Here is a 22,994-nt window from a genome sequence, read left to right as displayed (position 1 = left end):
TGGTGCCGGTCAGGCGGGTTCGGGGGCGTGGTCATGCGGGTTCGGGGGTGTCGTCATGCGGTTCGGGGGTCTCGTCATGCGGGTTCGGGGCTTGTGCCGGACCGCGGAAGACCTCCGCGGTGTGCTCGCCCAGACCGGGCGGCGGCAGGCGGTACCGCGCGGGCGACGCGCTCAGCGCGATGGGGTGGGCGACTTGCCGGGACACCGCCGCGTCGCCGGGGGCCGGGACGTCGACGATGCCGGGCAGCCCGAGCCGGTGGGCGAAGTCGAACGCCTCGTCGAGCGTGTTGACCGGGCCCGCGGGCACGCCGGCGGCCAGCAGCGCGGCGGACCAGTGGTCGGCGCCTGCGGTGACCAACCGGTCACTGAGAGCCTTCCGCAACTCATCGCGGTGGGCGACCCGGTCGGGATTGGTACGGAACCGGTCGTCCCGCGCCAGGCCGGAGCAGCCGAGCACGGCGGCCAGCGCCGCGAACTGCCCGTCGTTGCCGACCGCGAGGGCCAGCGGACGGTCGGCGGTGGGGAAGGTCTCGTACGGCGCGATGCTCGGGTGGGCGTTGCCCATCCGTCCGGGTACGACGCCCGCGACGGCGTAACCCGACGCCTGGTTGACCATCGCCGACAGCAACGAGCCCAGCAGGCTCACCTCGACGCGCTGCCCCTCGCCGGTGGCGTCCCGGTGCCGCAGGGCCGCCATGATGCCCAGCGTCGCGTGCAGACCGGTGATCACGTCGACGAGGGCCACCCCCGCCTTCACCGGTTCGCCGTCGGGCCGGCCGGTCACGCTCATCAGCCCGCCGACCGCCTGCACGAGGAGGTCGTAACCGGGGATGGCAGCCCCGTCGCCGGTGCCGAAACCGCTGATGGAACAGTAGACGAGCCGCGGGTGGCGGTCGGTCAGGTCCTGGTGTCCGAGCCCGAGCCGTTCCATCGTGCCGGGCCGGAAGTTCTCCACCAGGACATCGGACTCGGCGATGAGCGCACGGGCCCGTTCGCGTCCGGTCTCGCTCGCCAGGTCCAGGGCGACGGAGCGCTTGTTGCGGTTGACGCCCAGGAAGTACGTGGAAGTGCCGTTCTCGTCGGCGGGCGGACACCACTGCCGGGTCTCGTCGCCCGCGCCGGGCCGCTCGACCTTCACGACGTCGGCCCCCAGGTCGGCGAGGAGCATGGTGGCGTACGGTCCGGCGAGCACGCGGGAGAAGTCCGCGATCCGCACGCCTTCCAGGGCCCCTCGGCCTGTGCCGTCCTTGTTTCCCACGTCTGCCTCCTGGTGATCGTCGCCCGCCGTCGGGGCAGGCCCCGGCGCGATCAGCCTGGCCCCGCGCGGCGCGGCCGGTCAACGACGTACCGACGCATGTTTGTGCGCGAAAAGCGTTCTGTCCGGGCAGGTCAGCGGGGGTCTGCCCGGCTTACGCTCGCCGCGGCACCAAGGCAATGGCGGAGGGACACATGACAGCGATCAAGCGCGTGGGAGTCGTCGGCGCGGGGCAGATGGGCCGAGGGATCGCAGAGGTCTGTGCCCGGGCCGGACTACCCGTCACGTTGTGCGACACGACCGAGGAGCGGGCCCGCGCCGGGCTGGCCGGCATCGCGGACTCGCTGCTCCGGGCGGAGAAGAAGGGCGCACTCACCCCCGAGGACCGCGCGCACGCCCTGGCGGGCATCGCCGCCACGGCCGATCCGACCCGCCTGGCCGGGGCGGACCTGGTCGTCGAGGCCGCCGTCGAGGACGAGCAGGCCAAGACGGCGCTGTTCCGGCAGCTGGACGAGATCGTCACCGACCCGGCCGCGGTCCTGGCCAGCAACACGTCCTCCATCCCCATCGCCAAGCTCGCCGCCGCCACCCGGCGCCCGCGGGCGGTGATCGGGCTGCACTTCTTCAACCCGGTCCCCGTCATGCCGCTGGTGGAGGTGATCCCCTCACTGCACACCTCCAAGGCGACGGAACTGCGGGTGCGCGCCTTCGCGGGCGAGGTGCTGGGCAAGCGGGTGATCGTGGCGCAGGACCGGGCGGGTTTCGTGGTGAACTCCCTGCTGGTGCCCTACCTGTTGGCCGCGGTACGGCTGGTCGGCTCCGGCGCGGCGACGGCCGAGGACATCGACACCGGCATGACGGCCGGCTGCGCCCATCCCATGGGGCCGCTGCGGCTGGCCGACCTCATCGGTCTGGACACGGTGGCGGCGATCGGCGAAGCGCTGTACGAGGAGTACCGGGAACCGCTGTACGCCCCTCCCCCGCTGCTGCGCCGCATGGTCGAGTCGGGGCTGCTGGGCCGGAAGTCGGGGCAGGGGTTCTTCAGCTATCCGGCGGCGTGAGCCGTAGGGCGCTCGTCCCTCGCGGGCCGGCGGATCAGCACGGGGCGGTTTCGGGCCACGGTCTGCGCAATGTCTTGACGTGTTCATTTTCGTCATTAAGCATGCCTTGAGCTCGATCGCTTCTGGTCGATTCTGTGCGTCTCCGTGTTGTTGGAAGGGAGTTCCGTGTCCGGTCGACATCGTTTCGCCCAGGCGTTGGCACCAACGATCCCCCTGGTACTCGCCGCAGGTCTCGTCGCCGCCCCCGTCGCCCGCGCGGACTCGCCGCCGCGGAGCGCGGTCACGGTGCGGATCGACCCCTCCTACCAGCAGCAGGAGTTCGAGGGCTGGGGAACGAGCCTCGTCTGGTTCGCCAACGCCACGGGGCGTTATCCCGAACCCATCCGAAGACAGCTCGTCGACATGCTGTTCGGCGAGGACGGTCTCGGCCTCAATATCGCGCGCTACAACATCGGTGGCGGCAACGCCCCCGACGTCCGCAAGGACTACATGAAGGCGGGCGCGACCATGGAGGGCTTCTGGAAGGCCCCCGAGGGAACCACCCGCCAGGACATGGACTGGTGGGATCCGAACAACCCGGACCACTGGAACTGGGACGCCGACGCGGGCCAGCGCTGGTGGGTGGACCAGATCAAGAAGAAGATCACCCGCTGGGAGGCGTTCAGCAACTCGCCGCCCTGGTTCCAGACGGTCAGCGGTTACGTCTCCGGAGGCTTCGACGCCAGTAGCGACCAGATCCGGGCCGACCGTGTCGACGACTTCGCCACCTACCTGGTGCGCGTGACCGAGCAGTTGGAGAAGAAGCACCGCATCAAGTTCGACACCATCGCCCCGCTCAACGAGCCCAACACACCCTACTGGGGCACCCAGCTCGGAGCGGACGGCCAGCCCACGGGCGGGCGCCAGGAAGGCGCGCACGCCGGACCGGAACTCCAGCAGAAGGTGGTCCTCGCCGTCGACAAGGCGCTCGAGAAGGCGAAGACCCGCGCCGAGATCTCCGCGATGGACGAGACCAACCCCGGCATCTTCACCCAGAACTGGAACGCCTACGGCGACGCCGCGCGAGCCGCCGTCCCTCAACTCAACGTGCACACCTACGGCACGAGTATGCGCACCAGCGCCCGCGACATCGCCAAGGGCGCGGACAAGAAGCTCTGGATGAGCGAGGTCGAGGGCACCTGGGGTACGGGCACCGACTTCACCGGCATGGAACCGGGGCTCGGGATCGCCACCCGGATGGTCGACGACATGCGTGAACTGGAGCCCTCCGCCTGGGTGTTCTGGCAGCCGGTCGAGGACTCCATCCCACAGGCCGCGGCCGGCAAGAACTGGGGCAGCATCCACGTCCCGTTCAACTGCACGGCCGAGGACACCCTGGAGACCTGCCCGATCCGCGCCAACTCGAAGTTCCACACCATCCGGAACTTCACCCACCACATCCGCCCCGGCGATCACTTCGTGAAGGTCGACGACCCGTCCAGCGTCGCCGCGGTGAAGAAGTCCGGCCGGGCGGCGACCGTGGTGCACGTGAACAGCGGCACGTCCGCGCGTTCGGTGTCCCTCGACCTCTCGCGCTTCGGCAAGGTCGCGCCGCGGGCCACCGTCACCCCCGTGGTCACGAGCGCCGACGGTGCCCTCGTACGAGGCGCTCCGGTCCGGGTGTCCGACCGGTCGGCCACGCTCGACGTCCCCGCGAAGTCGGTCACCACCTTCCTGGTCGAGGGTGTCAGCGGCGTGGCGAAGGACGCCGCGCTGGTCCAGCCCGGCCACGTCTACCGGTTGCAGGGGGCCCAGAGCGGCAAGTCGTTGGCTCCGTCGGACGACGGCAGCGGCGTCGTCATCCGCACGACGGACACCGCCGACGCGGAACAGCTGTGGTCCGTCCGCCAGTTGAGCCCCGGCACCGACAACCGCGAGCACTACACCGTCACCCACGCCGCGACCGGCAAGCGGCTCGCGGTGCGCGACAACCAAGCCGTCCTCGAGGAACCGGCGAGCGGCCGGGTCGATGACGGGGCGCGATGGATCATGTCGACGACGGGCGACGGCACATGGACGTTCGTCAACGCCGCCACCGGCCGCCTGATCGACGTCGCCGGGCAGTCCTCCGCGGACGGTGCGAAGGTGTCGACGTACACGCCGACCTCGGCGGCGAATCAGCGCTGGACCGTGACCGACGAGACGGTGCTGCGTACCGAGCCGGCCGAGGCGTTCACCGTCCCCGGCCTGCCACCGAAGCTCCCGGGGACGGTGACGCCGGTGTTCCGGGACGGCGCCCGAGGCTCGCTCCCCGTGGTGTGGAACCTGCCGCCGGACCGGAAGTGGCGTGATCCCGGGACGGTACGCGTCACGGGCCGGGCGACCGACGCGCTCGGGCGGGAGTTCCCCGCCAAGGCGATCGTCACCGTCGACACGATCGGCTCGACCCTCCCCGGCCGTGCCAAGACCTACGTGGGCGGGAAGCCGGAGCTGCCGGCCACGGTCGTCGGCGTCGGCAGGAACGGCGGCAGGGCCGATCTTCCGGTCACCTGGGACCAGGCGCCCGACGGAGCGTTCGTCAGGACCGGGGTCGTGACGCTGCGCGGCACGGCACGGGTCGTCGACGGCGGCACGGTCGACGCGGCCGTACGTGTGCAGGTCACCGAACCGGTGGAGAGCAATATCGCGTCCGACGACGGTGTCTCGGTCGCCGCCACCTTCACCGAGAACGGATACTCCGCGGAACGCCTGCGCAACGGCGACCTGTCCGAGAAGGCCTGGTCCAACTGGAAGTCGGGGACCAAGAACCCGTCCGACACCATCACCTTCACGCTCCCGGCGGCACGCGACCTGGACCGTGTCGTGGCGCACTTCCACCGGGACGGAACCAACGTCTCGTTCCCATCTAGCCTGAAGGCGCAGGTGCGCAGCGCCGCCGACGGTACGTGGGTCGACGCGAGCGACGACATCGAGGTCGGGACCGAGGGCACACCGGTGGTCGACGTCCCGCTGGAGGCCGGGCCGGCGACCGGGGTGCGCCTGGTCATGACAGCCCGTCAGGGCGGCTACATCACCATGAGCGAGATCGAGGTGTACGCCGGGACACCCGGCGTCTCCTCGGACGCGGCCGCCGCGTCGATCGAGGTGGCCGGGGTCCCTGTCGCACCGTTCGACCCCGACACGACCACCTACCGTGTCGCCACCGACGACCCGAACCGGGCCGTGGTCACGGCGACGGCACGCGACCCCTACGCGACCGTCGCGGTCGACCGGGCCGGCGATCCCCGCCGGGCCTCGGCCGTCGTCTCGGTGACCAGTGAGGACGGGACACAGACCAGGAAGTACCGGATCGAACTCGTACGGCGCTGAGGAGTATGCCGCCGAGCAGCAGACCTCCGTCCCCGTACCGGCCGGGGCCTGGGTGGCGCGGCGCGCGGCTGTCACTGATCGCTCGGGGACGGGCGCGCCTGGAGGCGGCCGCGAGGGAACTCGCGGCCGCCGCGCGGGTGGCCGACGTGGCCGACCGGGCGGCCGTCACGCGCGCCATCACCGAACTGGAGGAGGAACAGGGACGGCCCTGCGACGTCCTGATCACCTCGGCGGGGCTCGCCCGGCCGGGGCACTTCCTCGACCTGCCGGACGAGGTCTTCCGGCAGATGATGGAGGTCGACTACTTCGGGACGCTGTACGCCCTGCGGGCCGTCGCCCCCGGCATGGTGGAGCGCGGGCGTGGCAGCCTGGTCGCGGTGTCGTCCGCCGCCGGGCTGGTCGGGATCTTCGGCTACAGCGCGTACGGACCGGCCAAGTTCGCCGTGCGCGGTCCCCGCAACTCGCCGAGGAGAACCGGTGGAAGCCGGAGGAGACCCGCGTGGTCGGCGGCACGATCAAGCCGCTCACGGCGGAGAAGGTCGCGGCGGCCATCGTGGCGGGCATCGAGCGGAGTCGCTTCGTGATCTGCCCGGACACGGGCACCCGGGCCTTGGCGCGCTTCGGCAGCGTACTGATGCCGCTCCTCAACCGCGAGTTCGACCGAAGGATCAAAGCGGTCCGCAGGTCTTGACGTGTCCGCCCTCGCCGAACAAATAATGTGTGCGTCCACATATCTAAACGCCGGTTTTCCTTATGGACAGGGCTCCTTGATCGCCTCGACCAGCGCGGAGGCACAGTGGCGGTTTCAGGCTTAACGCCCACTCGTTCCATCGCCCGTCGCCGCCGTTGGCGGGCGTCGGGCGCGTTCACGTCCGTGGTCGTTCTCCTCGCCGTCTCCGCGTGCTCGGTCGCCGGCGCCGATCCCACCGGCGAAGGCCCGGACACGTTGCGCATCGTCCTGCCCGAGGAGCCACCCACCCTCGAACCGTGTGATGCCTCGCTCACCGCGACGGGCCGCGTGACGCGGGCCAACATCACGGAGGCGCTCACCGAGCGCGATCCCTCCACCGGGCAGCTGGAACAGGCCCTGGCCACCAAGTGGACCCGCACCTCGCCCACTTCATGGACCTTCACCCTCCGCGAGGGGGTCAAATTCCACGACGGTTCGCCGTTCACGGCCGCGGCGGCCGCGTTCTCCATCAAGCGCGCCACGGACTCGGACATCGAGTGCAACGTCGACGGCTACATCTTCACGGACACGGAAGTCTCCGCGACTCCCGTCAACGACACGACGCTTGAGGTCTCGACAGGGAGTCCGGACCCGATCCTCCCCCTCCGCCTGTCCTTCGTGGAGATCGTGCCGACCAGTACCGATCCCGGATCGCGGGTACGCAAGCCGATCGGCACCGGACCGTACCGGATCGACGAGTGGAGCCAGGGCCGTTTCCTGCGGCTGAAACGCTTCCCCCAATACTGGGGCAAGGCGCCCGAGTTCGCCGCGGCCAAGTACGTGTGGCGGGCCGAGGGCAGCGTCCGGGCGGCCATGGTCACCAACGACGAGGCGGACGTCGCGATCGGGCTCGCGCCCGAGGACGGGGCGGGCGACCGTGCGGTCGAGTTCGCCACGAACGAGGTCTCCTACGTCCGGATGGACGCCACCAAGGCGCCCCTCGACGACATCCGGGTCCGCCGGGCCGTCAACTACGCCATCGACAGGGAAGGACTGGTCACCGCGGTCTTCGCGGGCCGGCCGAGCGGGCAGCTCGTGTCGAAGGGCGTCACCGGGTACAACCCGCGGATCCGGCCGTGGCCGTACGACCCCGAACGCGCCAAGGAGCTGGTCGCCGAGGCCCGCGCCGACGGAGTGCCGACCGACACCACGATCACCATCATCGGCCGCAACGGCATCTATCCGAAGGCCGCCGAGGCGATGGAGGTGGTGCAGGACGGCCTGCTCAAGGCAGGACTGAAGGTCGAGATCAGGATGCTCGACGTCAACGCCTGGCTGGAGTACCTGCTGCGCCCCTTCCCGGGCGGCGCGGGCCCCACCCTCCTCCAGGCGCAGCACGGCAACCAGGCGGGAGACGCCGCGTTCACCATGGGCCAGATCTACGGCAGCGAAGGCGCCCAGAGCAGCTACGGCACCCGCCCACTCGACGCGGCGATAGCGAAGGCGCAGCTCGCCTCCGGCCTGGAGCGGCAGAAGGCGTTCGCGGACGCGTTCGCCCTCCAGAACGACCAGGTCGTACGGGATGCCGTAATGGCCAACATGACCGGCATCCTCGCCCTCTCCCCAGACGTCCGCTACCGACCCGACTCGGCGACCAACGACGAGATGCGGCTCGCCGACATGCGCCACGCGGACTGAGGGAGGAGCGGACGGATGTTCACCATGCTGCGCCGCCGAGCCGTCTCCAGCGTCATCCCCCTGCTGGTCGTGGTCCTCGGCGTGTTCTTCCTGGCCCGCCTCACCGGAGACCCCGCCAATCTGTACCTACCGCTCAGCGCCACGCCCGAGATGAGGGCCGAGTTCGCCGCCCGCAACGGTTTCGACCAACCGCTGATCACCCAGTTCGGTGACTACCTGGCCCAGGTCGCCCAGCTCGATTTCGGCGAATCGCTGCGCACCGCCCAGCCCGCGGGCGAGGCCGTGTTGCGGGCCTTCCCCGCCACCCTCCAGCTGGCCGGGTGGACGATGCTGCTGGCCATCGTCGGTGCCGTGGTGATCGGGAGCCTGGCCGCCTACCGTCCCAACTCGGCGACCGACCGGATCGCGAGCTTCCTGTCCTCGACGGCCGCGAGCGTTCCCGACTTCTGGTTCGCCATCATGGGCGTACTGGTCTTCGCGGTGACGCTGGGCTGGCTTCCCACCTCCGGCACGAACGGCGCGGCGGCCTGGGTCCTGCCCGTGGCCACGCTTCTCATCCGCCCGTTCGGCGTGCTGGTCCAGGTGGTGCGGGGCGCCATGGTCTCCGCGCTCACCGCCCCGTACGTCAAAGTGGCGCGCGCCAAGGGCGCCCGTGAGTCGCGGGTGGTCTTCGGGCACGCCCTGCGCAACGCCGCCGCACCGGCGCTCACCGTCGCGGGTGACCTCGCCGTCGGGCTGGTCAACGGGGCCGTGGTCGTCGAGACCATCTTCGGCTGGCCCGGCATCGGCAAGCTCATGATCGACTCGGTCCTTCAGCGGGATTTCGCCGTACTGCAGGCCGCCGTACTGCTGACGGCTCTGGTGATCTTCGCGCTCAACATCCTGGTGGACATCTGCCATGCGCTCCTCGACCCGCGGGTGCGGCAGCGGGCGGCGGCGTGAGTCAGGGAGGCGACATGCTGCGCATGGAGAAGAACAGCGGCCAGGACCAGGAGCCCGCCCTCGGGTCCGACCGGGCCGCGGTGCGGCGCAAGTGGCCCGCGCTGCTCCTGCAGGACCGGTTCGCCTTCGCGGCGGCGCTGGTTCTGCTCGCCGTGGCGGTGTCCGCCGTAGTGGGCCCTTATCTCATCGGGGATCTGGCGACGCGTCAGAACCTGCGCGATCCGGGCCGCCCGCCGTTCAGTCTCGACCACGGCTGGGCCTTCGTACTGGGCAGCGACTCCCTGGGCCGCCCCGTCGCCGCCCGGCTGATCGCGGCGGCCGGCACCACGCTGTCGGTGGCCGTGCCCGCTGTGCTGTGCTCACTCGTCGTCGGTTCGGTCTGGGGCATGTGGGCGGGCTACCACGGCGGATGGCGGGAGAACGTGTCGCTGCGGACCGCCGATGTGATCCTCAGTTTCCCCTCCCTGCTGCTGGCCGTGGTCGTGCTGTACGTCTTCTCGCCGAGCGCCGCCGGCATCGTCGTGGTTCTCGCCGTAGCCCGGATCCCCGTCTATCTGCGCACCGCGCGGGCCGAGTCCGCCGAACTGCGCAGCCGGCTGTTCATGGACGCCGCCCGCACCTTCGGCACCAGTAGCTGGGCGACCATCCGGCGCCATGTCGCTCCCACAGTCCTGCCCACCCTGCTCACCGTCGCCGCCCTCGACTTCTGCTTCGTGATGCTGACCGAGTCGTCGCTGAGCTTCCTGGGGATCGGCATCCAGCCGCCGGACGTGAGCTGGGGGCTGATGGTGGCTCAGGGCCGACAGGAGTTGCAGAGCGCGTGGTGGATCGCGGTCTTCCCCGGCCTCGCCATCGTCGTCACGACCGTGTCCGCGACGGTACTCGCCGCCTGGGCCCGCCTCTCGACCGACCCGGGCCAGCGATGGCGACACGGGCTGCGACGCGGCGGGCGGCGGCCGTCGCGCCCTCGTCCGGTGACCGGGGGCACGGGTGCCGGCCGCGGTATGGCGACCGAGCCGGCCGCGATCCCGGCGGGGGCTGAGGGCCGGCCGGCCCTTGTCGTGCCCGCAAGGGACAACGAGCCGGACTCCGTCGCGCCTGGGACCGAGCCGGACTCAGTCGCGCGGGGGACCGAGCCGGCCTCGGACGCGCCGGAGACCGAGCCGGCCCGAGTCCTGCCGGGCCTCCCGACCGAGCCGACCCAAGTCCTGCCGGGCCTCCCGACCGAGCCGACCCAAGTCCTGCCGGGCCTCCCGACCGAGCCGTCCCCAGGCCTTCCCGGCATCCCCACCGAGCCGACCCCAGGCCTTCCCGGCATCCCCACCGAGCCGACCCCAGGCCTTCCCGGCATCCCCACCGAGCCGACCCCAGGCCTTCCCGGAATCCCGACCGAGCCGACCCGAGTCACGCCGGGAAGCCCCACTGGGCCAACCCAAGTCGCGGCCGGGGCCGAGCCGAGCCCCACCCCGCCGGGATCGGGAAGCGAGCCGACCTCGGCCGTGGCGCGGACGCCGGCCGACCCGACTGCAGCCGCCGAGCGCAGCGGGCCCGCACCGGTTCCGGCCCCCGCACCGACGCGACCCGACACCCTGGCCGTGGACGGCCTGTCGGTCGACATCCGCACGCCCGCCGGGCCCGTCCCCGTCGTACGCGGCGTGAGTTTCGCCGTGCGCTCCGGCGAGACCCTGGCCCTGTTGGGCGAGTCCGGATGCGGGAAGAGCATGACCGCCCATGCCGTCGCGGGTCTGCTCGATCCGGCCGCCGAAGTCGTGGGCGGGCAGGCGCGGTTGGACGGCGAGGACCTGCTGGGTCTCGGGCCACAGGCCAGGCGCAGGCTCGCCGGCCCCGGCCTGAGCATCGTCTTCCAGGACGCGCTCAGCGCGCTCAATCCCGTCCACACGGTCGGGGCGCAGCTCGCGGAACCGTTCCGCATCCACGAGCGGATGTCCCGGCGCGCCGCGCGGGCGAAGGCCGTGGAGCTGATGGAACGCGTCGGCATCCCGGAGGCGCGCTCCCGCGCGGGCGCCTACCCGCACCAGTTCTCCGGAGGGATGCGCCAGCGGCTGCTGATCGCGATGGCGGTGGCGCTGCGGCCGAAGGTCCTGCTCGCCGACGAGCCCACGACGGCCCTGGACGTCACCGTGCAGGCCCAGATCATGGACCTCCTCGGCGAACTGCGGAGCGAGCAGCGGATGGCTCTGGTCCTCATCACCCACGACCTCGGGCTCGTCGCCGAGCACGCGGACCGGGTCGCCGTGATGTACGCGGGTACGGTCGTGGAGACCGGGCCGGTGGCCGAGGTGTTCGGCAAGCCCCACCACCCGTACACCCAGGGGCTGTTGGAGTCGGTACCGGCCGAGCAGCACAAGGGCTCCCGGCTGAGTTCCATCCCCGGAAGCCCGCCCGACCCGCGCTCCGTGCCGACCGGTTGTGCCTTCCGTACGCGCTGTCCGATCGCCCGCGAGGTGTGCGCCACGCACCGGCCGCCGCTGACCGGAACGGCAGCCGACCGCGCCGCCGCCTGTCACTTCGGGAAGGAACTGGCCGATGCCTGAGCCGGGGACGAAGACACTGCTGGAGGCCACCGGCCTGGTCAAGAGTTTCTCGATTCCGCGCACCGCGAAGGGCAGCACCAGGCTGCGCGCGGTCGACGGGGTGGATCTCAGCCTGGGACGCGGGGAGACCCTCGGCCTGGTGGGCGAGTCCGGCTGCGGCAAGTCCACGCTGGCCAGGATTCTGCTGATGCTGGAGCGTCCCGACGAGGGCACCGTACGGTTCGACGGAGTGGACCCGTTCTCGCTGTCGGGTGCGAAGCTGCTCGCCTGGCGGCGCAAGGTGCAGATGGTCTTCCAGGACCCGTTCGGCTCGCTCAACCCCCGGCTGTGCGCGGCGGATCTGATCGGCGAGCCCTGGCGTACGCACCGGGATCTCGTGCCCGCACCCGAACGGGCGGCGCGCGTGGGTCAGTTGCTGGAGATGGTCGGGCTGCGCGCGTCCGACGCCCGCCGCTATCCGCAGGAGTTCTCCGGAGGGCAGCGGCAGCGCATCGGGATCGCCCGCGCGCTGGCGCTGGAGCCCGAGGTCATCGTCTGCGACGAGCCCGTCTCCGCGCTGGATCTGTCGGTACAGGCGCAGGTCCTGAACCTGTTGTGCGATCTGCGGGACGAGCTGGGACTGTCGTACGTGTTCATCTCGCACGATCTGTCCGTGGTGCGGCACGTGGCCGACCGCGTGGCCGTGATGTACCTCGGCAGGATCGTCGAGTCGGGCCCGTCGGAGGAGGTCTTCGAGCGGCCTGTCCACCCGTACACGGCGGCCCTGCTGTCGGCGGCCCCGTCCCTGGCCGCCGGGGGCGGGGTGAAGAGGGAGCGCATCCTGCTCACCGGCGAGATCCCCTCACCGGCCGACCCGCCGTCCGGGTGCCGGTTCAGGACCCGGTGCTGGCGTGCGCAGGACATCTGCGCCGAGGCAGCCCCCACGCCCCGGCCCGGAGCGCTGCCCCACACGGCGGCATGCCACTTCCCGCTGGAGGGGACAACCGCCGGGGCGCCGACGAGCCTGGGGACGGTTACCGCCCCCAGGCATCGGCTCTGAGCATCGACTCCGAGCGGCTCTGGTTACAAACCGTCACGAACCATGGCGGCGACGATCTGGACGTGGCGATCGGCCGCCGTATTCGAGAACTCGTTTTCGTAGTTGAGGCCGTAGGGCCAGAAATGCCCCCCACCGGTGGACAGCGTGGCGTTCGAGCCGTCGAACCGTTTGACGAGCGCCGTGGCCTCGGCGCCGCGCCAGGTGCCTCCCCCGCCAAGGGAGGACCAGCCGGAACTCGTGCCCACTCCTATGGTGTGGGCGATCTCGTGCAGCGCGGTCCTCTCCGTCATATAGCCGCGGTTGCCGAAGCGGATGGTTCCGTTGATGTTGCCATCAGCGGTGGGCACGCCCGGGTCGTAGCGAACGGTGATGCTTTTCCCGAGATCGCTCAGGTTGTTGTACCGGGCCACCGCGGCATTCATGGCCGACGTGATGAGGTTGTACGCCGTCTGCTGATCCTGGGTGGGGTTGCTCGCCCGTTCCAGGGTCCAGGTGATACTGGCCGCTGCCACTTGCTCCTGGGACGCCGGAGCGGCCTGCGGGACGGCCTGTGCGACACCGGGACCGGCCAGCAAGGCGGCTGCCAGCGCGGCTACGACCGCTGTGTTGCGCCAGGGCGAGACCGTGGGACTCATTGAGGTGTCCTCCTGTGGGGGGGGTTGGGCCGTCGGGTGGAGGGATGACGGCAAACTGGTGCCCGTATGCGTCGTCAGCCGCCGTGGACGGCCACCTCACGGAGCGAATATCCCCAGTCGGTGCCACGGTCCAGGCCCTGGACACGGACGTAGCGGGCAGGTGTGCCGGTGAACCGTGCCGTGTCCAGGCCGCCGTCGCCGGTCGTGGTGGACCAGACGGGCTGCCAGTTCACGCCGTCGGTGGAGAGTTCGATGCGGTACGACGTCCCGTACGCGCGCTCCCAGTCGAGCGTGACGCGCCGGACCGGGTGCGTGGAGCCCAGGTCGATCCGCAGCCACTGGTCGTCGCCCCAGTCGCTCGCCCAGCGGGTGTCCGCGTCGCCGTCCACGGCCCGGCCCGGCGCGTAGCTCGTGAACGGGTTCGCCTCCGACGAACTGGCCGTGACCGAGGCGCCCTTGGCGAGATTCGCTCCGGCCCGGTGCTGCTCCGTACCGCCCCAGGTGTCGAGGTAGGACTCGGCGCCTCGGAAGAGGTCGTCCACCACGTCCTGGCCGCCGACGAGCCGGATGTCCTCGATCCAGTCCGGGATCATGCCGGCGTGGGCGGCGCCGTCGGTGTTGTAGTCCCAAGTGCGCTCGCCGGTGGTCTGCCTGTCGACGAGGGAGCCGCCGTCGACGCTGCGGAAGGGGTACTTCACCGGGTTCGCCGTGTCCGCGCCGCGTGGGGCGGGGTGGTCGCCGATGCCGTTGAAGTCGGTGCCGAAGCCGTAGCCCACGTCGTACTTCTCGCGCAGCGAGTCCGTGCGCTCGGCCTCCTCACCGAACTCCTTGGAGCCGTGCATGTACTGGGCGACGAAGCCACCGAGGGAGTAGACCCGCTCGGTCCAGTTCAGGTCCATCCAGCTGTGCGAGGACAGCACGCCGGGGTACGACTCGGCCTCGAAGATGTCCAGGACCCGACCGGTCGCCTTGACGCTCATGTGGTCGATCTCGACCATCATCTGACGCTTCATCATGCCGCGCAGGGCGTACTCGCCGAGACCGGTGAGACCACGGACGTTGCACTGCGCGTCCTCGTCGTACTCCGGGACCTCCACGCCGTCCGGGAGGTCCTCCTCGGCATCCGACGCCGCCCCACCGATCGGGTTGTCGTGCTGCGGGCCCGTGCATTTCTCGGTCTTCCAGAAGGTGCCGGTCGACAGGAACTGCCCGACGTTGATGGCCGTTCCGAGCCCGCCCTCGTCGAAGCGGACGCCGCACAGCGCGTTGTCGAACTTGTGGCACAGGAACATGCTGCGCACACCCAGGTCGTACAACTCGTCGAGGCCCTTGTCGATGTCCTCCTTGTCGCACTGGGCGACGTCCAGGACCTGCTTGCAGCCGAACGGCTCGGAGGTCTCGACGCCCAGGACGACGGCGAGCTTGCCCTGTCGGACGACCTCGCGGGCCTGCGCGCTGTCGGTGACGATGCGGAACCAGCCCTTGCCGGGGCCGCCGTACATCTTGTCGATGTGGTCCTGCATGTCGTACGTCAGTTTCGCCTGCAGCCGGATCGAGGTCATCTCGTCGCAGCCACGGTCCTTGAAGGGGTAGACCGAGCAGATCACGCCGTTGGTGACGAGGTCGTTGACGAGGACCCGCTGTCCGCCGCGCCAGGCGCGTTCGATCCAGGCGTAGTAGTTCGCCTGGTGGGTCATCGAGTCGTACGCCGGCCAGTCCTTGAACGTCGGCCAGCCGACCGGGTCGTGCTTGCCGTCGCCGCCGTGCGTGATGTAGTCGAAGATCGCGAGCGAACCGTCCGGGTAATGCTCGGGGCAGTCCTTGAGCGCGTCGGCGATGCCCCTGTCGGAGAACGGCTTGCCGCAGATGAGCCGGCCGCCGAACGCCTCGTTGGAGAACACGTGGTTGTGGGCGTCCACGAAGCCGCGCACCTCACCCGCGGAGTTCGTGCCCCTGAACGGCTCGCCGGTGACGTTGATCCGAGAGTCCGGCGCGGGGCGCGCTGTCGGAGTCCACCAGTCGGTGCCGGCCGCCGAACTCGGCGTGGGGCCAAGGGCCATGGCCAGCACGAGGAGGAGCAGGGACAGGACGGTGACGTCCTTGCGCCTGCGGTACGGGCGTCGTGCCATGGTCACTCCCACATCGCCGACTTGTCATGACCGGAGCAAGATATGCGACGAGGATCGCCATGGCTTGTATTCAAAGTCAATAGTCCGCGCGACCGAGCTTTGGCTGTGCACGTACCCACGCTCCCTACAGGTCATATGAGCTCACCACCTGTATGAAATCCAACTGACACACATATTTACAGCCCCTGTCACGTCCCTTACTGTGAACGTTCACGGAAGCCCCCTACATGCGCATGTCAGGCCCGAGGCCTCGACTTCGCCACGTCTCGATCAAAGGAGTTCGGGATGACCGTGAACGGTCCAGGCCGCACAGTGAAGGCCGCCTTGCTCATGGCGGCTGTCGCCCTGCCCGCGTCCCTGCTCACCACCCCCACGAGCGCCTTCGCCGCGGGCTCGCTCAGCATGCTCGGCGCCGACGTCTCCACCGCGCAACGCGCCCTCGACCTCGGCGCCAAGTACTACGACGCGAGCGGCACCGCCAGGGACCCGCTCGACGTCCTCAAGGGCCTCGGCGTGAACTACGTCCGCCTGCGGGTCTGGAACAACCCGGCCAGTGGATACAACAACAAGGCCAAGGTGCTGGCGTACGCGAAGCAGGTCAAGGCCAAGGGGCTGAAGCTGCTGGTCGACTTCCACTACTCGGACACCTGGGCGGACCCGGGCAAGCAGTACAAGCCCGCCGCCTGGGCGAGCCACGGCATCAACCAGCTCCAGACGGACGTCTACAACTACACGTACGACGTCTGCAACAGCCTCAAGTCCCAGGGCACCACGCCGGACAGCGTGCAGATCGGCAACGAGATCAACGTCGGCATGCTGTGGGACGACGGCAAGGTGGTCAACAACGACTTCACCAACCTCAGCCTGCTCCTCAAGTCGGGCTACAACGCGACCAAGGCGTGCAACAGCGGCACCAAAGTGATCATTCACACGGCCAACTCGGACAGCGACGCGCATGCGCGGTGGTTCTACGACGGCATCAAGGCGAAGGGCGTCAACTGGGACATCACCGGGCTGTCCTACTACTGCCCGTGGCACGGCACGCCGGCCAACATGGGCAGCGTGGTGTCCGACATGAAGTCCCGGTACGGCAAGGACGTGGTCATCGCCGAGACGGCCTATCCCTTCACCTCGGCGAACGCGGACAGTACCGGCAACTCGATCACCTCCGGCTGCTCGGGCTACCCGCTCACCTGGCAGGGCCAGGCCGACAACTTCACCGCCGTCCAGAACACGGCCCGCAACGCCGGCGCGATCGGCGTCTTCTACTGGGAGCCGACCTGGTACGCGGTCAAGGGCAACGGCTGGGATCCGGCCGACATCAACAACAGCGGGAACGGCTGGGACAACATGGCCATCTTCAACTGGACCGGCCAGGTGAACCCGAACATCAAGTGGACGCCGTAGGCGACGGCGAATCCCCGACGAACGGCATCGCCCCCCGGGCGGTGCCGTTCGCATTGAGGCACGCGGTCTTCGCTGCCGCTCCGGTCGCCGCGCCAACCTGCTCTCGCTCCTCACCGGGCCGGGGCGCAGGCCGCGCGCGGCAACCCACCGGTGCTGATCACCTCCTGCGGACAGGGCCCCGACGAGGACCTTCCCGACTCGGGCTACTCGGGCCGGCGGCCGGCTGGTGACGCCGGAGGGGGACTCCCGCACCCCTCCTGCTGACCCGCGGCCGTCAGCGCACCCGCACGGCCGTCATCGGGCGTCGGCCGCCATTTCGGGAACGGTTGGTCCGGGAACCGTGCCTTCGGCAAGGGCCGGCTTGCGGATCAGGAGCAGTGCCGCGTCGTCGTGCAGTCGGCCGCCCACATGGGCCAGCAGTTCGTCGTGGAGTGCGGTGAGGGTGCGCGCCGGCTCGTCGGACAAGTGGCGTGCCAGCCCGTCGCGCAGCGGGTAGAACTCGCGGTCGCGGTCCCGGGCCTCGGTGACCCCGTCGGTGTAGAGCAGCAGTTGATCCCCGTCGGCGAAGCGCACTACCTGCAGGCCGGGGCTCTGGCTCGTGAGGGCGCGCAGCCCGAGGGGCGGGGCCGGCTGCGGGGGCTCCACCGCCACGACGCCTCCCGACGCGCGGACCACCAGCGGAGGCGCGTGCCCGCAGTTCACCACCTCCAGTTGCCCTGCCCGCGGGTATCCGGCGACCACGGCGGTGACGAAGTCGTCAGGGCCGAGGTTGCGCGCCAGGCTCCGTTCGATCCTGCCGACGACGGCGAGCAGGTCCGGCTCGTCGTAGGCGGCTTCCCGGAAGACACCGAGTACCAGCGCCGCGGTCCCCACGGCCGGCAGCCCCTTGCCCCGCACATCGCCCACGATCAGCCGGACGCCGTACGGGGTGGGTATCAGTGCGTACAGATCCCCGCCGATACGGGCCTCGGCCGCCGCGGCGCTGTAGCGGACGGCCACCTGGAACGGGCCGACAGTCGCCGGTACCGGCCTGAGCAGCGCGTGCTGGGCGGTCTCCGCGACCGAGCGGACGGCCGCGAGCACCTGTTCGCGACGCCCGCGCAGTGCGCTGGCCAGGCCGCTCGCCAGAGTGACGGTGACCAGGGCGGACAGTACGGCCGCCAGCTCGTGGCCCGGAACACCGTCCCGGGTTCCGAGCGTGGCACCCAGCACCACGGCGAGGAGGCCGACGCACAGGACACCGCGCGGACCGTTGGTGGTGGCGGCCAGCGCGGGTCCGGCCGCGAGCAGCGGCAGCCAGATCATCCCCGCTCCGCCGACGAGGTCGACGAGCACGACGACAGAGACGATCAGCACGGGCAGTACGGGTGTCCCGGCGGCCAGCTGTGCGACGGCGCGCCGCCGGGCCGACGCCCTGGGACGGGTCACTCGGTTCTTGAACGGCCGCATCGGCCAGTGGGCACCGCCATGGTCTCGGGCCTGACTCATGTTTCTTCCGCAGTCCTAACCTGGTACGGGGCGCATTACCTGTGCACGGGGCGCATTCCTGAAATGCCCGTTTCATCCAGGAAACGGGTTCGGCCCGAGCGTCACAAGGAGAGGATTTTCAGATAGTGAGCGAAAGGCCCCTGGTCACGCGACTCGCGGCCGGGATCAGCCGCGCCCGGATCTCGGGCAGCCGGGACAGCCGGTCCGCCGGCAGTGAGACGCCGAGCGAGCCGAGTGTGCTCCCGCTGTAGACGGGCACGGCGACGCAGACCGTGCCGAGGGCGTACTCCTCGAGGTCCGTGACGGCCGGCGCCACGGGTGAGGCGTCGAGCCGCCGCAGCAGTTCCGGCAGGCTGGTGACCGTCCTCGGTGTGAGGTCGGCGAGGTGGTGCCGGGAGAGGTATTCCTTGCGGGCCTCTTCGTCCAGTTCCCGCAGCACGGACTTGCCCAGCGCGGTGGCGTGTCCGGCGTCCTCGAATCCCACCCAGAGGTCGACGCGGGGCGCTCGGGGACCGTCGACGATCTCGGCGACCCGGATCTCGCCCTCCTCGTAGAAGGTCAGATAGGCCGCGGTCGTGAGCTCGTCCCGCAGCGCGGCGAGCGTGGGACGGACGCGGCTGAGCAGCGCCTGTCCACGGCTTGTGGTGTGCAGAGTCTGCAGCTTGTCCCCCAGGACGAACCCGCCGTCGTCCAGCTTCCGGACGTAACCGTCGTGGAGGAGCGTCCGCAGGAGGTGATAGGCGGTGGCCAGGGGCAGACCCGTCTCACGTGCGAGCTGCTTCGCCGGCGCGCCGTTCTCATGCGTGCTCACCGCCTCCAGCAGACGGAAGGCCCGTTGCACGGAAGTGATGAGCGTAGGGCCGTCGTGAGCAGCCATACCACCAGCGTGCGCCGGGCACACGGCGCAGGCAAGGCGGGTGGGCAGACTCAGGAAGCCAGGAAGGCGTCCTCACCGGCGTTCTCACCGTGTGAGTCCGGCCTTGTCGCACGCGGGCCGGAGCTGCTGGGTGCAGATCTGGTCGATGGTGTACACGCCGTCCTTGACGAGTGTCTGCCTGATGGTGTCGACCGTCACCGTGCTCGGAGTGAGCAGGACGGACGGGATGTCCTCGGTGGTGGGGCTGTCGGTCGTCGTCGTGGCGATGTCGCGGATGCCCTCCCCGCGCCCCAGGGCGACGGCCATGTCGGCGGCTGCGGCGGCTTCCGTCCTGAAAGGCTTGTACACCGTCATGTACTGCTCGCCCTTGACGATGCGTCGCACGGCATCGAGGTCGGCGTCCTGACCGGTGACGGGAGGAAGCTGCCTGACCCCGGCGCTCTTGAGAGCGGAGATGACGCCCGCGGCTATGGAGTCGTTGGCCGCCAGGACGCCGTCGATCCGGTGCGGGCCCAGGGCCGCGATGGCGGCGGACATGTTGGCGTGGGCGCGATCCGTGCTCCAGCCCAGGGTCTCGTACGACCTGGCGATCTTCACCTTGCCCGTGAGGACGGACAGCGTGCCCCTCCTGTACCACGCCGCGTTGGGGCTGGTGGGATCGCCGTTCATCATGACGACGTTCCCGCCGTTCGCCTTGTCGCCCATGGCCTTCAGGAGCGCCTCGCCCTGGAGCCTGCCGACCTGCGCACCGTCGAAACTGACATAGCCCGAGATCGGGCCTTCGACGAGCCGGTCATAGGCGACTACCGGGACACCCGCCTGGCGCGCCTCCTGGACCGACGAGCGGAGCGCCCTGGTGTCGGCGGCGTCGAGGATCAGCACCTCGACCCCCTTGGTGATCATGGAGGTCACCTGGCCCCGCTGCCTGGTCGCGTCGTTGTCGGCGTTGGCGTACGCCACGGTGCAGCGGGGACACAGCTCCTTCACCCGCTTCTCGATCAACGGCTTGTCGGAATGCTCCCAGCGGGGGACCGCTCGGCTCGGGAGCAGCAGGCCGACGGTGAAGCTGTCCGCGCCCGTCTCGCCGTCTCCCCCGCAGGCGGCCAGGGACCACGCCATCAGTCCCGCGACGAGCGCCGCGACGACATGGTGCGTACGGGTCCTTCCGACAGGTCCCTTTGTACGAGTCCTCATGACAGGTCCCCTTGTTCCGTCCGGGGCTGCGAGTCCGCGGGAGCCTGCTCACGGCGCGGCACCACGATCTCGCTCCACACCTGCTTGCCGCCGGCCACCGGCATGGAGCCGAAGGCCTCCGACACCGCTTCGACCAGCAGCAGGCCTCGGCCGCCGGTCGACTCCCAGTCCACGATCACCGGCTTGGCGGGCGCACGCGGCGAGGAGTCGATCACGCAGACTCGCACCCGGTCACCGCGCAGCGTCAGGTCGACACGGACCGCCCCCTGGGTGTGCACCAGGGCGTTGGTGACCAGTTCGGACACGACCAGCAGCACCTCGTCGGCCACGTCCTCGACCCTCCACCGACGCAGAGTGCGCGCGGTGAACCGGCGGGCGTGCATCACGGCGTCGGGCAGCCGCCACACCACCCAGCCGGCGCGTATCGGCCGGGTCTTCATGCCGTCGTAGCGCAGCAGCAGCAGCGCCACGTCGTCCTCACGACGGTCGACGTCGCCGAGCAGTTCGTCGGCCATCCGCCCCGGATCCGCCGGATCGGCCGCGGCGAGCGCCATGCACGTCCGGCGCATGCCCTCGTCCAGCGGCAGGTCGGTGGCCTCCACCAGGCCGTCGGTGACCAGGGCGAGCACGGTGCCGGGGGCCAGCGCGACCGCGGTCATGGGGAACTCCGCCTCCGCGAGAATGCCCAGCGGGAGCCCTCCCTCGACCTGCACCTCCTCGGTACTGCCGTCGGGGTGCCGCAGCATCGGTGAGAGGTGCCCGGCCCGGACGAACAGAGTGTTTCCCTGCTCCATGTCCAGTTCGACGTAGCAGCAGGTGGCGAACAGGTCGGTCTCCATACCGACGAGGAGTCGGTTCGCGTGCGAGACGACCACGTCGGGCGGGTGGCCCTCCACCGCGTAGGCCCTGACCGCCGTACGCATCTGGCCCATGATCGTCGCGGCTCCGGCGCTGTGGCCCTGCACGTCACCGATGACCAGCGCCACCCGGTCCTCGGAGAGGGCGATGACGTCGTACCAGTCGCCGCCCACCTGCAACCCCCGTCTGGCGGGCAGGTAGCGGGCGACGGCCGTCCCCCCGGCCAGCTCGGGGAGGCGCCTGGGCAGCAGACTGCGCTGCAGCATCGTCGCGAGTTCCTGCTCCGCGTCGTGCTCGTGCGCGCGCTTGAGGGCCTGCCCGACGAGCGCCGCGGTGGCGGTCAGCAGGGACCGCTCCTCGGGGACGAACTCGTGTGGCTCGTCCCAGCCGACCAGGCACACTCCGGCGACCCGGCCCTTGGCGGGCAGCGGCAGGACGGCCAGACCTCCGGCGCCGACGCCCGCGAGTCCGGGCTCGAGGGCCGTGCCGGCCGGCCACAGATCCGTACGTCCGTCCCGCAGAGCCAGCTGAAGCGTGGGCAGGGCGCTGACCGGTGCGTCGGGCCACTCCGAACGCCACTCGGAGCGCCATGCCTCCGGCCAGGCGTCGGGCTTGGGCGGGTCGAGCACGGTGACCATGAGCCGGTCGTCCTGCACCTCGGCGAGCGCCACCCGGTCGGCGCCCAGCGGCTCACGCAGCGCGGTGACCACCACACGGCTGACGTCACGGACCGTTGCGGCATCGTCGAGTGCGGCCGTCAGCCACTGGATCCTGGAGACGTCGTCGGGGCTCTGGCGCAGGACCGAGGTCGCCGTCACCACGCCCAGCACCTGCTCAGGCTCGCCGCCGGTGCTCGCCACCACCCGGCAGCTCAGGCTCAGCCAGCGCATCTCACCGGTGGGGCGGCGCACGCGGAACTCCAGCTCCCGCCGACCGAACGTCTGGGTGGACGGCTCGATGACCGACATCAGGGCGTGCATGTCCTCGGGCAGGGCATGCGCGAGCAGGGTGTCCGCCTTGCCGTCGAAGTCGTCCGGGCTGATGCCGACCAGCTCGAGCAGCGCCTCGTCCGCGTCTACCAAACCGGTGTCCGGCACCAGGACGAACGAGCCGACGCGCAGGCTCCGCAGGGCAGGACTCAGCAGCGACGACGGCGCGGCACCGCCGGTCCCTGCCTGGAGCATGCCGGCGACCGCGTCGGCGTACCGCTCCAGGAAGTGCCGTTGCTCGGCCTCGAAGCCGTCCGCGCCGTGCCCCACCACGACGAGGCAGCCCAGCCGCCTGCCCTCGATTCCCAGTGGCAGCGCGGCGAGGGACGCGTCCGCTCGCGGCGGCGTCGGCCCGCCTTCGGAGTAGGCGGCGAGGGCCACGGGGTTCAGCCACAGGGCCCGGTCGGTGCGCAGGGCCTGCGCCGCGGGTGAACCACCGGTCAGAGGCAGACGCTCCGGCAGCCAGTGCTCGGATGTCGCGCACCCGTCCGTCTCCACCAGCAGGAGCTCTTCCTTCCCGGTACCGGGCACGTAGACCGCGGCCAGCGCCACTCCGGCGAAGGTGAGGGCCCGCTCACTCGCGGCGGCCTCCGGCACCGGCGTCGGTGAACCGGTGTCTGCGGCGCCGGCCCCGGATGCTCCCAGCTCGGAGACTCCGGCCCGGGCACGGCCGTCATGAGGCATGTCCGCGACCTACTTCCCGTCCATGCGGCAGGTACCAACAGGTGGAGACCGAGCACCCACGTACCAGAATCGCATACGGGACGTAATAGGACAGATGTAAGTAATTGCCTCGATGGCAGTCAGCATTCGCAGATCACCACAGCCAGTGTCAAACTGACGACGTGG

15 protein-coding genes and 1 pseudogene are annotated in these 22,994 nt (G+C 70.4%); 9 read left to right on the top strand and 7 right to left on the bottom strand.

The features are described 5' to 3' along the window. Positions 1 to 31: 31 nt before the first annotated feature. The gene (locus Q4V64_RS50070) at positions 32 to 1,258 is read right to left on the bottom strand and encodes a CoA transferase (RefSeq protein WP_124444879.1); all 1,227 of its coding nucleotides are present in this window, start codon (positions 1,256 to 1,258) and stop codon (positions 32 to 34) included. A gap of 191 nt (positions 1,259 to 1,449) precedes the next feature. Here Q4V64_RS50070 and Q4V64_RS50065 point away from each other — a divergent pair, with 191 nt between their 5' ends. The 8 genes and pseudogenes from Q4V64_RS50065 (at position 1,450) to Q4V64_RS50035 (ending at position 12,568) form a co-directional block, all read left to right on the top strand. Continuing rightward, positions 1,450 to 2,316 carry a 3-hydroxybutyryl-CoA dehydrogenase gene (locus Q4V64_RS50065; RefSeq protein WP_124444878.1) on the top strand — a complete coding sequence of 289 codons (867 nt, stop codon included), beginning with the start codon at positions 1,450 to 1,452 and terminating at the stop codon, positions 2,314 to 2,316. A gap of 165 nt (positions 2,317 to 2,481) precedes the next feature. After that, positions 2,482 to 5,664 (top strand): glycoside hydrolase, encoded by a 3,183-nt coding sequence (locus tag Q4V64_RS50060; RefSeq protein ID WP_124444877.1) that lies wholly within the window; start codon positions 2,482 to 2,484, stop codon positions 5,662 to 5,664. Positions 5,665 to 5,669: 5 nt separating this feature from the next. After that, on the top strand, positions 5,670 to 6,248 hold the full coding sequence (locus tag Q4V64_RS50055) for an SDR family NAD(P)-dependent oxidoreductase (RefSeq protein ID WP_124444876.1): 579 nt from the start codon (positions 5,670 to 5,672) through the stop codon (positions 6,246 to 6,248). Positions 6,249 to 6,538: 290 nt separating this feature from the next. Beyond that, on the top strand, positions 6,539 to 8,032 hold the full coding sequence (locus Q4V64_RS50050) for an ABC transporter substrate-binding protein (protein ID WP_216377710.1): 1,494 nt from the start codon (positions 6,539 to 6,541) through the stop codon (positions 8,030 to 8,032). Positions 8,033 to 8,047: 15 nt separating this feature from the next. Then, positions 8,048 to 8,974, top strand: a complete 927-nt coding sequence (locus tag Q4V64_RS50045) for an ABC transporter permease (RefSeq protein ID WP_124444873.1) — start codon at positions 8,048 to 8,050, stop codon at positions 8,972 to 8,974. Between the two features lie 14 nt (positions 8,975 to 8,988). After that, positions 8,989 to 9,855 (top strand): annotated as a pseudogene (locus tag Q4V64_RS55835) (ABC transporter permease); the annotation flags it as partial. Between the two features lie 708 nt (positions 9,856 to 10,563). Further along, positions 10,564 to 11,529 (top strand): ABC transporter ATP-binding protein, encoded by a 966-nt coding sequence (locus tag Q4V64_RS55830; protein ID WP_253267450.1) that lies wholly within the window; start codon positions 10,564 to 10,566, stop codon positions 11,527 to 11,529. Continuing rightward, the gene (locus tag Q4V64_RS50035; RefSeq protein WP_124444872.1) at positions 11,522 to 12,568 is read left to right on the top strand and encodes an oligopeptide/dipeptide ABC transporter ATP-binding protein; all 1,047 of its coding nucleotides are present in this window, start codon (positions 11,522 to 11,524) and stop codon (positions 12,566 to 12,568) included. Before Q4V64_RS55830 ends, Q4V64_RS50035 begins: the two co-directional genes overlap by 8 nt. 23 nt (positions 12,569 to 12,591) lie before the next feature. Here Q4V64_RS50035 and Q4V64_RS50030 read toward each other — a convergent pair whose 3' ends face one another. Together Q4V64_RS50030 and Q4V64_RS50025 are read right to left on the bottom strand one after the other, a co-directional pair. Further along, positions 12,592 to 13,203, bottom strand: a complete 612-nt coding sequence (locus Q4V64_RS50030) for a hypothetical protein (RefSeq protein ID WP_124444871.1) — start codon at positions 13,201 to 13,203, stop codon at positions 12,592 to 12,594. A gap of 74 nt (positions 13,204 to 13,277) precedes the next feature. Further along, a complete protein-coding gene (locus tag Q4V64_RS50025; protein ID WP_124444870.1) occupies positions 13,278 to 15,332 on the bottom strand; it encodes a discoidin domain-containing protein in 2,055 nt (684 codons plus the stop codon). Between the two features lie 285 nt (positions 15,333 to 15,617). Between Q4V64_RS50025 and Q4V64_RS50020 the strand changes: the two genes are divergently transcribed. Continuing rightward, complete coding sequence (locus Q4V64_RS50020) at positions 15,618 to 16,739, top strand: glycosyl hydrolase 53 family protein (RefSeq protein ID WP_124444869.1); 1,122 nt, start codon at positions 15,618 to 15,620, stop codon at positions 16,737 to 16,739. A 294-nt stretch (positions 16,740 to 17,033) separates the two neighbouring features. On the opposite strand, the gene Q4V64_RS50015 is transcribed toward Q4V64_RS50020, so the two are convergent. The 4 genes from Q4V64_RS50015 to Q4V64_RS50000 form a co-directional block, all read right to left on the bottom strand. Then, positions 17,034 to 18,227: a PP2C family protein-serine/threonine phosphatase gene (locus Q4V64_RS50015; RefSeq protein ID WP_172629555.1), complete on the bottom strand. Its 1,194-nt coding sequence runs from the start codon at positions 18,225 to 18,227 to the stop codon at positions 17,034 to 17,036. A gap of 118 nt (positions 18,228 to 18,345) precedes the next feature. Continuing rightward, positions 18,346 to 19,104, bottom strand: a complete 759-nt coding sequence (locus tag Q4V64_RS50010; RefSeq protein ID WP_124444868.1) for an IclR family transcriptional regulator — start codon at positions 19,102 to 19,104, stop codon at positions 18,346 to 18,348. An 84-nt stretch (positions 19,105 to 19,188) separates the two neighbouring features. Next, a complete protein-coding gene (locus Q4V64_RS50005; protein WP_124444867.1) occupies positions 19,189 to 20,298 on the bottom strand; it encodes a substrate-binding domain-containing protein in 1,110 nt (369 codons plus the stop codon). Next, positions 20,295 to 22,829: a SpoIIE family protein phosphatase gene (locus Q4V64_RS50000; RefSeq protein WP_124444866.1), complete on the bottom strand. Its 2,535-nt coding sequence runs from the start codon at positions 22,827 to 22,829 to the stop codon at positions 20,295 to 20,297. Before Q4V64_RS50000 ends, Q4V64_RS50005 begins: the two co-directional genes overlap by 4 nt. Positions 22,830 to 22,994 lie beyond the last annotated feature (165 nt).

This window comes from Streptomyces sp. NL15-2K (genome assembly GCF_030551255.1).
GTDB lineage: Bacteria > Actinomycetota > Actinomycetes > Streptomycetales > Streptomycetaceae > Streptomyces.
The sequence above is the reverse complement of the archived record's forward strand: the minus strand, read 5'-3'. Positions and strand labels throughout refer to the sequence as shown.

Coding starts and splice junctions, on each gene's coding strand:
- Q4V64_RS50035 (WP_124444872.1), top strand. CDS start 11,522: ATGCCTGAGCCGGGGACGAAGACACTGCTGGAGGCCACCGGCCTGGTC.
- Q4V64_RS50030 (WP_124444871.1), bottom strand. CDS start 13,203: ATGAGTCCCACGGTCTCGCCCTGGCGCAACACAGCGGTCGTAGCCGCG.
- Q4V64_RS50025 (WP_124444870.1), bottom strand. CDS start 15,332: ATGGCACGACGCCCGTACCGCAGGCGCAAGGACGTCACCGTCCTGTCC.
- Q4V64_RS50020 (WP_124444869.1), top strand. CDS start 15,618: ATGACCGTGAACGGTCCAGGCCGCACAGTGAAGGCCGCCTTGCTCATG.
- Q4V64_RS50015 (WP_172629555.1), bottom strand. CDS start 18,227: ATGAGTCAGGCCCGAGACCATGGCGGTGCCCACTGGCCGATGCGGCCG.
- Q4V64_RS50045 (WP_124444873.1), top strand. CDS start 8,048: ATGTTCACCATGCTGCGCCGCCGAGCCGTCTCCAGCGTCATCCCCCTG.
- Q4V64_RS50065 (WP_124444878.1), top strand. CDS start 1,450: ATGACAGCGATCAAGCGCGTGGGAGTCGTCGGCGCGGGGCAGATGGGC.
- Q4V64_RS50055 (WP_124444876.1), top strand. CDS start 5,670: ATGCCGCCGAGCAGCAGACCTCCGTCCCCGTACCGGCCGGGGCCTGGG.
- Q4V64_RS50005 (WP_124444867.1), bottom strand. CDS start 20,298: ATGAGGACTCGTACAAAGGGACCTGTCGGAAGGACCCGTACGCACCAT.
- Q4V64_RS50010 (WP_124444868.1), bottom strand. CDS start 19,104: ATGGCTGCTCACGACGGCCCTACGCTCATCACTTCCGTGCAACGGGCC.
- Q4V64_RS50000 (WP_124444866.1), bottom strand. CDS start 22,829: ATGCCTCATGACGGCCGTGCCCGGGCCGGAGTCTCCGAGCTGGGAGCA.